Genomic DNA, 8,339 nt, shown 5'->3' with positions numbered 1-8,339 from the left:
GGCGCGGGGCCCGCCCCCGGCGGGCCGGGGCCGGGGGCCGGGGGCCCGGTGTTGCGCGTGGCTGGGGGGGGGCCCCCCCCCCCCGCGGCCCCACCCCTCTCACGTGCGGCTGCTCCGCTCCCGTCCCGGGCCCATCCGTCGAGCGTCACGGTCGCTCACCGGTCGAGCGTCACGGTCGCGTGGATGGTCTTGCCGTCCGGGTGGGTGTCCACGGTCACCTCACGGCACAGTCGCAGCACGATCGGCCAGCCGTAGCCGCCGGGGAGCAGCTCGTCGCGGAGCTCGTAGAGCGGGGAGTCCCCGCTGGCGTCGGCCACGGACACCGTCATGCGGTCGGGCCCGACCCCGAGCCCGAAGCCGGTGATCCCGCCTCCGTGGCGGAGCGCGTTCGTGACCAGCTCCGAGGTCACGAGCAGCAGGTCGTCGGCCTGGGAGGGGCGCAGGGGGCCGAGGGCCGCGAGCGCGTGGCGGACGACCTGTCGCGCCTGGGCCGGCGTACGGACCGGTGACGATCCGTCGTGCCCCGTGCCGTACGGGTCCTCCCCGGTCGCCCGGGACAGGGTGTCGCTCCGGGTCTTCATCGCGAGTCCCTTTCTTCCTGGTTCGTCAACAGGTGGTGGGATTCGCCTGCCCGTTCGGGCCGTGGTGATACCTCCCGCCGTGACGGAAACGGGTGTGCGCGGAACGAGGAGTGGTCAAGGGAAGCGGGGGTACGTGAACCGGGACCGCTGAACGGACCGCGAGCAGGAGGAGGTTGTTCCCGTGCGGACTGAACCGGCCGAGGCGACGACGACGTACGTGACGAACGGTACGCGTGAGGACCTGCCGGTTCTCGACGCTCCCCACGAGGTGCCACCGCAGGACGCGCGCGCCCTCTCGAAGGTGTTCTTCCGCGAGCTGGCGGTGCGGGAGGAGGGGACGGAAGGCCATCAGTACGCCAGGAACACGCTGATCGAGATGAACATGTCGCTGGTGCGGTACGCGGCGGGACGGTTCCGCGCCCGGGGCGACGAGATGGAGGACATCGTCCAGGTCGGCATGGTCGGTCTGATCAAGGCGATCGACCGCTTCGACCTGTCGCGCGAGGTCGAGTTCGCCACGTTCGCCGTGCCGTACATCGTGGGCGAGATCAAGCGGTTCTTCCGTGACGCCACCTGGGCGGTGCACGTACCGCGCCGGCTCCAGGAGGCGCGGGTGGAGCTGGCGAAGGCGACCGACGAGCTGAGCTCGCGGCTCGGCAGGGCCCCCCGCGTCGCGGAGCTGGCCCCGGTCATGGACCTGTCGGAGGAGGAGGTCGTCGAGGCCCAGGTGGCCGCCAACGGCTACAACACCACGTCCCTGGACGCCACGGTCGGCAGCGGTGACGGCGATGACGACGACGCGGCCCTCGCCGACCTCATCGGCGAGGAGGACCCGGCCATCGAACTGTTCGAGGACTTCCACACCCTCGCCCCGCTGGTGGAGGCCCTCGACGAACGCGACCGGCTGATCCTCCACCTCCGCTTCGTCGAGGAGCTGACCCAGACCCGGATCGGCGAGCGGCTCGGCGTCTCCCAGATGCACGTCTCACGGCTCCTGGCCCGGAGCCTGGACCGGCTGCGGGACGGCATGATCGAGTAGCACGCCCCTCTCGGCGGACCGGCGGACCGGGCCGAGGAGGCGTTCCCCCGGGGGAACGCCTCCTCGGCCCGGTCGCGCGAGGCCCTGCCGGTCGCGCGGTCCTACGGGCGCGCGGCGATGAAGGAGGGCCGCCGGACCGGGGCGGCGAAGGGCGCCTCGGGCAGGTTCTCGACGCTGTTGAAGACGAGGAACACATTGCTCCGGGGGTACGGAGTGATGTTGTCGCCCGAGCCGTGCAGGGCGTTGCAGTCGAACCAGGTGGCGGAGCCCGCGGGGCCGGTGAAGTGGCGGATGCCGCAGGCGTCGGCGAAGGTGGTGAGCGCCTCGGGGGACGGGATGCCGGCGTCCTGCATCCGGAGCGACTTCTTGTAGTTGTCCTCGGGCGTGGCACCGGCGCAGCTCAGGAAGGTGCGGTGCGAACCCGGCATGATCATCAGGCTGCCGTTGGTGGTGTGGTTCGGCGTGAGCGCGATCGACACCGACACGGTCCGCATCCTCGGCAGACCGTCCTCGGCGTGCCAGGTCTCGAAGTCGGAGTGCCAGTAGAAGCCGCTGGCGCCGAAGCCGGGCTTGACGTTGACCCGCGACTGGTGGACGTAGACGTCGGAGCCGAGGATCTGGCGGGCGCGTCCGACGATCCGCGGATCCTCGGCCAGTCGGCCGAAGACCTCGCTGATCCGGTGGACCTCGAAGACGGAACGTATCTCCTGGGAACGGGGTTCGACGACCGCCCGCTCGTCCGCCCGCACGACGGGGTCGGAGACGAGCCGGTCCAGCTCCGCCCGGAGCTCGTCGACCTCGTGCGCGGTGACGAGCTCGTCCACCGTGAGGAACCCGTCACGGTCGTACTCCTCCAGTTCACGGTCCCAGAAGGGGCCCGCGGTACCGGGCTCGGACCACACCACGGGGTCCTTGCGGCCGATGAGCTCCTCCTGGGAGCCACGGGTGGGGTAGAGATCGACGGGGCGGGTGGGTGCGGAGGCCATGAGGGAGCGTGCCTTCCTCTCTCGTACGGGTACGGGTACGGGTTCGTCCGGGTCTCGTCCGGTGGCTCGGGCGTCGCCCCGGACGGTGTCGTCGCGGTGGCTCAGGCGTCGTTCCCGACGGTGCCGCCGGGTTCGGTGAGCAGGGGGTAGACGCCGTTCTCGTCGTGGTCCTCCCGCCCGGTGACGGGCGGGTTGAAGACGCACAGGCAGCGGAAGTCCCGCTTGACCTTGAGGGTGTGGCGCTCGTGTCCGTCGAGCAGGTACATCGTTCCGGGCACGATCGTGTGGGTGAGGCCCGTCTCGTGGTCGGTGAGCTCGGCCTCGCCGGCCGTGCAGACGACGGCCTCGACGTGGTGCGCGTACCACATGGACGTCTCGGTGCCGGCGTACAGCACCGTCTCGTGGAGGGAGAAGCCGACCCGCTCGCGGGCCAGGACGATGCGCTTGCTCTCCCACGTGCCCGACGCGGCCCTCACGTGCCGCTCGGTGTTCTCAAGCTCGTCGAAGGAACGGACGATCATGGGTGGTGCCTCTCGGATCCGGGTACGGCGGGGTCAGGCGGTGTGGCGGACGGAACGGGCCAGGATGCCGAGGCCCTCGTCGAGTTCGTCGTCGGTCGCGGTCAGCGGCGGCAGCAGTTTGACCACCTCGCCGTCCGGACCCGAGGTCTCCACGAGCAGACCGGTCTCGAAGGCACGCCGGCACACGGCCTCGGCGCGCTCCCCGTCGGCGAACTCCAGGCCCCACACGAGGCCGCGGCCACGGACCGAGACGCCCGTGCGGCCGTCGCCCGCGCACAGGTCGAGGAGGGCGCTCTCGATCCGGCCGGCCCGGCTCAGGGTGCGCTCGCGCAGGGCGCCGTCGCGCCAGTACGCGTCGAGGGCGGCCGTGGCGGTGACGAAGGCCGGGTTGTTGCCGCGGAAGGTCCCGTTGTGCTCGCCGGGCTGCCACACGTCGAGCTCCGGCCGGAACAGGCAGAGCGCCATGGGCAGGCCGTATCCGCTGATGGACTTGGACAGGGTGACGATGTCGGGCGTGATGCCCGCCTCCTCGAAGGAGAAGAAGTCGCCGGTGCGTCCGCAGCCCATCTGGATGTCGTCGACGATGAGGAGCATGTCGTGCCGGCGGCAGAGCTCCGCGAGCCCGCGCAGCCACTCGGCCCGCGCGACGTTGATGCCGCCCTCGCCCTGGACGGTCTCGACGATCACGGCCGCGGGGTGGTCGAGGCCGGAGCCCGCGTCGCCGAGGAGCCGTTCGAACCAGAGGAAGTCGGTGAGCTGCCCGTCGAGGTAGTCGTCGAAGGGCATCCGGATGGCGTGGTGCAGCGGGACGCCCGCTCCGGCGCGCTTGGCGGCGTTGCCGGTGACGGCGAGCGAGCCGAGCGACATGCCGTGGAAGGCGTTGGTGAAGGAGACCACGGTCTGGCGCCCTGTGACCTTGCGGGCGAGCTTCAGGGCGGCCTCCACGGCGTTGGTGCCGGTGGGGCCGGGGAACATCACCTTGTAGGGCAGGGCGCGGGGTTCGAGGACCGTCTCGTGGAAGGTCTCCAGGAAGTCGCGTTTGGCCGTCGTCGACATGTCGAGGCCGTGGGTGATGCCGTCGCCGCCGAGGTAGTCGAGCAGCGCCCGCTTGAGAGCGGGGTTGTTGTGGCCGTAGTTGAGTGAGCCCGCGCCGGCGAAGAAGTCGAGGTACGGACGCCCGTGCTCGTCGTACAGCCGGCTGCCGCTCGCGCGTTCGAAGACGACGGGCCAGGCGCGGCAGTAGCTGCGGACCTCGGATTCGAGGGCCTCGAAGACGGAGGGGGCGGCGATGTCGATCAGGGTCACGGAGTCTCTTCTCCAGGTGTGGTTCGGGAACGTGGGGCGTGTGGACGGGGGCTCGGGACGCCGGTGGGCACCTCGGGACGCGGAGGCCGGGCTCAGGGCGCCGGTGGGCGGCTCGGATGTCGGAGGGCGTGCTTTCAGCGCCGGTGGGCGGCTCGGGACGCCGGTGGGTCGAGGGGGCCGATGCGGTACAGCACCTCGGACTCGTGTCCCGCCGCGGGGAAGGCGGCCGAAGGGAACAGCACCTCCTGTGTCAGGTCCGCGCCGTGCCGGCGCGCGTAGGACCGGAACAGCCGGTCGGACGCCAGGTTCCCGGGGGTGACGGTGGCCTCGACGCGGCTGACTCCGTGCTCGTCGGCCACGCGTGCGGACAGGGCGTCGAGCAGGGTCCCGGCTACCCCGCTTCCGCGGTGCGAACCCTCGACGGCGACCTGCCAGACGAAGAGCGTCTCCGGCGCGTCGGGCCGCAGGTAGCCGGTGACGAATCCGACCGGGCGCCCGGAGGAGTCACGGGCGACGGCGGTCGTGTCGGCGAAGTCGCGGCACCACAGCAGGTAGCTGTACGGCGAGTTGAGGTCCAGTTCCCCCGAGCCGCGCGCGATCCGCCAGAGTTCGGCGCCGTCCGCGAGCCGGGCCGGGCCGACGGAGACGCCGTCGATCGGGGAGGTCAGTGGGGCAGTGGTCATGTGCGCCGAAGTTACCGAGCCGGACCCGGAACTTCCTGGGGCGAAGATCTTGTTCGAGGCGGGGGAGTCGTGATAGGTGCGGCGACGGTTCCAGGGAAGGGAATCCGCCCACCAGCGCCCGGCAAAAGGGGTCATGTGGGAACAAAATCACCGTTTATAACGGCTGGATAACGCCTCTGAAGTCCTGGATCCACTTCCTCAAAAACATGAGAAAATCCGGGTTTTCGCGTTTGAAGGCGTCGGGAGCGGTCAGGCGTACGGGTCGGCATGGGGTCGGCCCGGGAACGCGCGCCGGGAAGGCCGGAGCCGGGCCGGGGTGCGAGACCCCGGCCCGGCTCCGTTCCGTGCGGTCGGGCTACCAGATCGCCTCGACCCACTCCGGGTGGTCGATGAACGGGTTCCGGTTGCCCTGGTAGGTACCGAAGATGATGTCGTTGCGGCGCTCCTCGAAGGCGCTCGGCGGGTCCTGCGTGTTCCACTGCTTCAGCACCGAGAGGCGGCCGTGCCAGGGGACGCTGCCGTTGGCGGTCGACTCGTTGGGCTCCAGGTCGGCCCAGGCGTCGTCGCCCTCGTAGCGGACGGCCATGTAGAGGATCATCCGGGCCACGTCGCCCTTGTCGGCGTTGCGCGGTTCGAACGAGTTGCTGTCCGTGTAGCTGCCGGAGGCGCCGCTGACCGGGCTGCCGCCGGTGTCCCAGTCCTTGTTGCCGCGGATGCTGTTGACCTGGACGTCGCAGGCGCGCAGGTGGTGCAGGTCGGTGCCGGGGCCGGCCGAGGTGCCGAAGCTCCCGTGGGACTGCGCCCACACGTGCTCGCGGTTCCAGTCGCCCACGTCGCCGCCGTTGAGGGACTTGCCGCGCGAGACGCCGCTGTACAGCAGGGTCACGTTGTTGGTGTTGTTCGGGTCCTGGTCGGTGACCTTCAGGGCGTTCCAGGCCGCGTCGTACGAGATCTTGCTCTGGCTGCTGATGATCGTGTGCAGCGAGGACTTGAGGCTCGTGCCGGTCTTGCCGATCGCGTTCTTGTAGTACGTGCTGTCGTACGCGGTGGTCGTGGCGCTCGCGGGAGTCGCGGTGACCGTCGGAAGGGTGAGGGTGACGAGGACGGCGGCTATGGATGCCACCCACGCCTTCCATCGGCCTGTCTGTGCAACGGACATGGGGGGTGCCCTTTCCCGGGGACGTCACGCGAGGGGACGCGGGTCCGCTCAAGGACTCCGCGTTCTACGCGTGTTGACTTCTTGTCAGCCGGGAGCGTGACACGGGGGAGGGGCCGGCCGTGTAACCGGGAGGAGGATTTTCTGTGACGTTCTCGCGTACGGGTGCGCCACCCGTGGCCACGGGCGTCCGCCGGGCCCGCCGGGGCGGGTCACGCGCCCCGCATGTCCACCGGCATCCCCTTCGGCTCCTTGACGCGCTTCATGATGATCTGCGAGTTGACCTCGGTGACCCCGGCCAGTGTCGTCAGGCGCTCGATCCACAGCCGCTCGTACGCCGCGAGGTCGGCCACCGCGATCCGGAGCAGGCATCCCGGGCTCCCGAACAGCCGGTACGCCTCGATGACGTCCGGTACGTCCTGGAGCGCCGCCTCGAAGGCCTCCACCGTCTCCCGGTCCCGCCGCACCTCCACCGAGACGAGGACCTCGAACCCCCGCCCCACCGCGTCCGGATCGATGATCGCCCGATAGCCCCGGATCACGCCGTCCTGCTCCAGCTGGCGCACCCGGCGCAGACAGGGGGACGGGCTGAGGCCGACCCGCTGGGCCAGCTCCTGATTGCTCAGCCGGCCGTCGTTCTGCAGCTCGCGCAAGATATGGAGATCAATTCTGTCCATGGCGCAATTATCTACCACGATGAAACCTTTCTCCGGCTTATTTCGCAATCGCCTTGCGCGCCTCCTGTCCTATCGTTGCGACGCAGGAGATTTTGGTACGGACCGAGGGCGGCAGGCATGAAGCGGACGAACGACGGGGGAGCGCGCCGGATCGTCGTCATCAGCACCGGCGGCACGATCGCGAGCCGCTGGCAGGGCACCGGCTACGCCGCCGACGCCTCGGGCCGTGACGTCCTCGCCACCGCACCCCTCCCCGAGGGCGTCACCGTCGAGGTCGTCGACCTGTTCAACGTCAACAGCTCGCGCATGACGGCGGCCCACCAGCTGGCCCTCCTGCGCACCGTCCACGAGACCCTCGCCGATCCCGGCGTCGACGGCGTCGTGGTCACCCACGGCACCGACACCCTGGAGGAGACCGCCTTCTTCCTGGACCTCCACCACACCGACGTCCGCCCGGTCGTCCTCACCGGCGCCCAGCGCCCCTTCGGCACCGGCGACGGGGACGGCCCCGGCAACCTCTACGACGCCCTTCAGGTCGCCTCCACCGTCAGCGACCTCGGCGTCCTGGTCGTCTTCGACGGCCGCGTCCACGCCGCCCGGGGCACCGTCAAGAGCCAGACGCTCGCCGCCGACGCCTTCTCCGACCCGTCGGCCGAGCGGCTGGGCCGCGTCGGGTTCTCCCGCGTCGACATCGAGCGGCAGCCGGAGCGCCCGACGCCCCTGCCGTTCCCCGCCGCCGCCCTCACCGCGACCCCCGGCGCCACCGGCCCCGACGCCGTCCCGCTGCCGCGGGTCGACATCGTCACCCACCACTCCGACGGCGACCCGTTCCTGCTGAACGCGGCCGTCGCCGCCGGCGCCCGGGGCATCGTCCTCGAAGCGACCGGCGCGGGCAACGCCACCCCCGAGATCGCCGCCGCCGTGGCCGACGCGGTCGCCCAGGGCGTCCTCGTCGCCGTGACCACCCGGGTCCCCGCCGGTCCGCTCGCCGAGATCTACACCGGCGGCGGCGCCGTCGACCTCGTCGCCGCCGGAGCGCTGCTCACCGGCACGCTCCGCGCGGCCCAGGCCCGGATCGCGGTCCTGGCCACGCTCCTCGCCGACGGCGACCCCACCCGCGGCACGGCCCTGCTGCGCCGCCTCCTCGAAGGACCGGTCCGCGTGGAACCGGCCCTCGCCACCGGCGGCTCCCGCTCGGCCTCGGCGGTCGCCACCCGCGCCTAGGGCGTGTCCGGCGGCTCAGGCCCTGGTGTCTGCCCGGCGGATCGCGGGCCGGACGGCCCCGTACCCGCCGCGCTCCAGAACCCCGGGGCGCGGGGGGGGGGGCCCCCCCCCCCCCCCCCCGCCCGCGCCCCCGCCCCCCCGGCCCCCCCCCCCCGCCGCCCGGCCCA

9 protein-coding genes are annotated in these 8,339 nt (G+C 71.5%); 2 read left to right on the top strand and 7 right to left on the bottom strand.

What is annotated here, in order from left to right; all coding sequences use genetic code 11:
• Positions 1-155 precede the first annotated feature (155 nt).
• A complete protein-coding gene (locus tag ACFWUY_RS38220) occupies positions 156-581 on the bottom strand; it encodes an ATP-binding protein (protein ID WP_384120956.1) in 426 nt (141 codons plus the stop codon).
• A gap of 217 nt (positions 582-798) precedes the next feature.
• Here ACFWUY_RS38220 and ACFWUY_RS38215 point away from each other — a divergent pair, with 217 nt between their 5' ends.
• Entirely contained in the window at positions 799-1,620 is an 822-nt protein-coding gene (locus ACFWUY_RS38215) for an RNA polymerase sigma factor SigF (protein WP_384120961.1), read from the top strand.
• 101 nt (positions 1,621-1,721) lie between these two features.
• Here the strand turns inward: ACFWUY_RS38215 and thpD are convergent, their stop codons facing one another.
• From thpD to ACFWUY_RS38185, 6 genes are all read right to left on the bottom strand, one after another.
• Positions 1,722-2,606: an ectoine hydroxylase gene (gene thpD / locus ACFWUY_RS38210; RefSeq protein ID WP_384120953.1), complete on the bottom strand. Its 885-nt coding sequence runs from the start codon at positions 2,604-2,606 to the stop codon at positions 1,722-1,724.
• Between the two features lie 101 nt (positions 2,607-2,707).
• Positions 2,708-3,127: an ectoine synthase gene (locus ACFWUY_RS38205; RefSeq protein ID WP_384120951.1), complete on the bottom strand. Its 420-nt coding sequence runs from the start codon at positions 3,125-3,127 to the stop codon at positions 2,708-2,710.
• Between the two features lie 33 nt (positions 3,128-3,160).
• Complete coding sequence (gene ectB, locus ACFWUY_RS38200; RefSeq protein ID WP_384120959.1) at positions 3,161-4,426, bottom strand: diaminobutyrate--2-oxoglutarate transaminase; 1,266 nt, start codon at positions 4,424-4,426, stop codon at positions 3,161-3,163.
• A 140-nt stretch (positions 4,427-4,566) separates the two neighbouring features.
• Positions 4,567-5,115 carry a diaminobutyrate acetyltransferase gene (ectA, locus tag ACFWUY_RS38195; protein ID WP_384120947.1) on the bottom strand — a complete coding sequence of 183 codons (549 nt, stop codon included), beginning with the start codon at positions 5,113-5,115 and terminating at the stop codon, positions 4,567-4,569.
• Positions 5,116-5,470: 355 nt separating this feature from the next.
• The gene (locus ACFWUY_RS38190; protein ID WP_384120944.1) at positions 5,471-6,274 is read right to left on the bottom strand and encodes an endonuclease I family protein; all 804 of its coding nucleotides are present in this window, start codon (positions 6,272-6,274) and stop codon (positions 5,471-5,473) included.
• A 209-nt stretch (positions 6,275-6,483) separates the two neighbouring features.
• The gene (locus ACFWUY_RS38185) at positions 6,484-6,948 is read right to left on the bottom strand and encodes an Lrp/AsnC family transcriptional regulator (protein WP_384120942.1); all 465 of its coding nucleotides are present in this window, start codon (positions 6,946-6,948) and stop codon (positions 6,484-6,486) included.
• A gap of 117 nt (positions 6,949-7,065) precedes the next feature.
• Here ACFWUY_RS38185 and ACFWUY_RS38180 point away from each other — a divergent pair, with 117 nt between their 5' ends.
• Positions 7,066-8,172 (top strand): asparaginase, encoded by a 1,107-nt coding sequence (locus tag ACFWUY_RS38180; RefSeq protein ID WP_384120940.1) that lies wholly within the window; start codon positions 7,066-7,068, stop codon positions 8,170-8,172.
• Positions 8,173-8,339: the final 167 nt, after the last annotated feature.

The sequence above is a fragment of the Streptomyces sp. NPDC058664 genome, assembly GCF_042716635.1.
Classification (GTDB): domain Bacteria; phylum Actinomycetota; class Actinomycetes; order Streptomycetales; family Streptomycetaceae; genus Streptomyces.
Note: the sequence above shows the minus strand (reverse complement) of the source record. Positions and strands in the feature narration are given on the sequence as shown.

What these genes read in the sequence shown, in the direction of transcription:
- ACFWUY_RS38220 (WP_384120956.1), bottom strand. Translation starts at nt 581, where the DNA reads ATGAAGACCCGGAGCGACACCCTGTCCCGGGCGACCGGGGAGGACCCG.
- thpD (WP_384120953.1), bottom strand. Translation starts at nt 2,606, where the DNA reads ATGGCCTCCGCACCCACCCGCCCCGTCGATCTCTACCCCACCCGTGGC.
- ACFWUY_RS38205 (WP_384120951.1), bottom strand. Translation starts at nt 3,127, where the DNA reads ATGATCGTCCGTTCCTTCGACGAGCTTGAGAACACCGAGCGGCACGTG.
- ectA (WP_384120947.1), bottom strand. Translation starts at nt 5,115, where the DNA reads ATGACCACTGCCCCACTGACCTCCCCGATCGACGGCGTCTCCGTCGGC.
- ACFWUY_RS38190 (WP_384120944.1), bottom strand. Translation starts at nt 6,274, where the DNA reads ATGTCCGTTGCACAGACAGGCCGATGGAAGGCGTGGGTGGCATCCATA.
- ACFWUY_RS38185 (WP_384120942.1), bottom strand. Translation starts at nt 6,948, where the DNA reads ATGGACAGAATTGATCTCCATATCTTGCGCGAGCTGCAGAACGACGGC.
- ACFWUY_RS38180 (WP_384120940.1), top strand. Translation starts at nt 7,066, where the DNA reads ATGAAGCGGACGAACGACGGGGGAGCGCGCCGGATCGTCGTCATCAGC.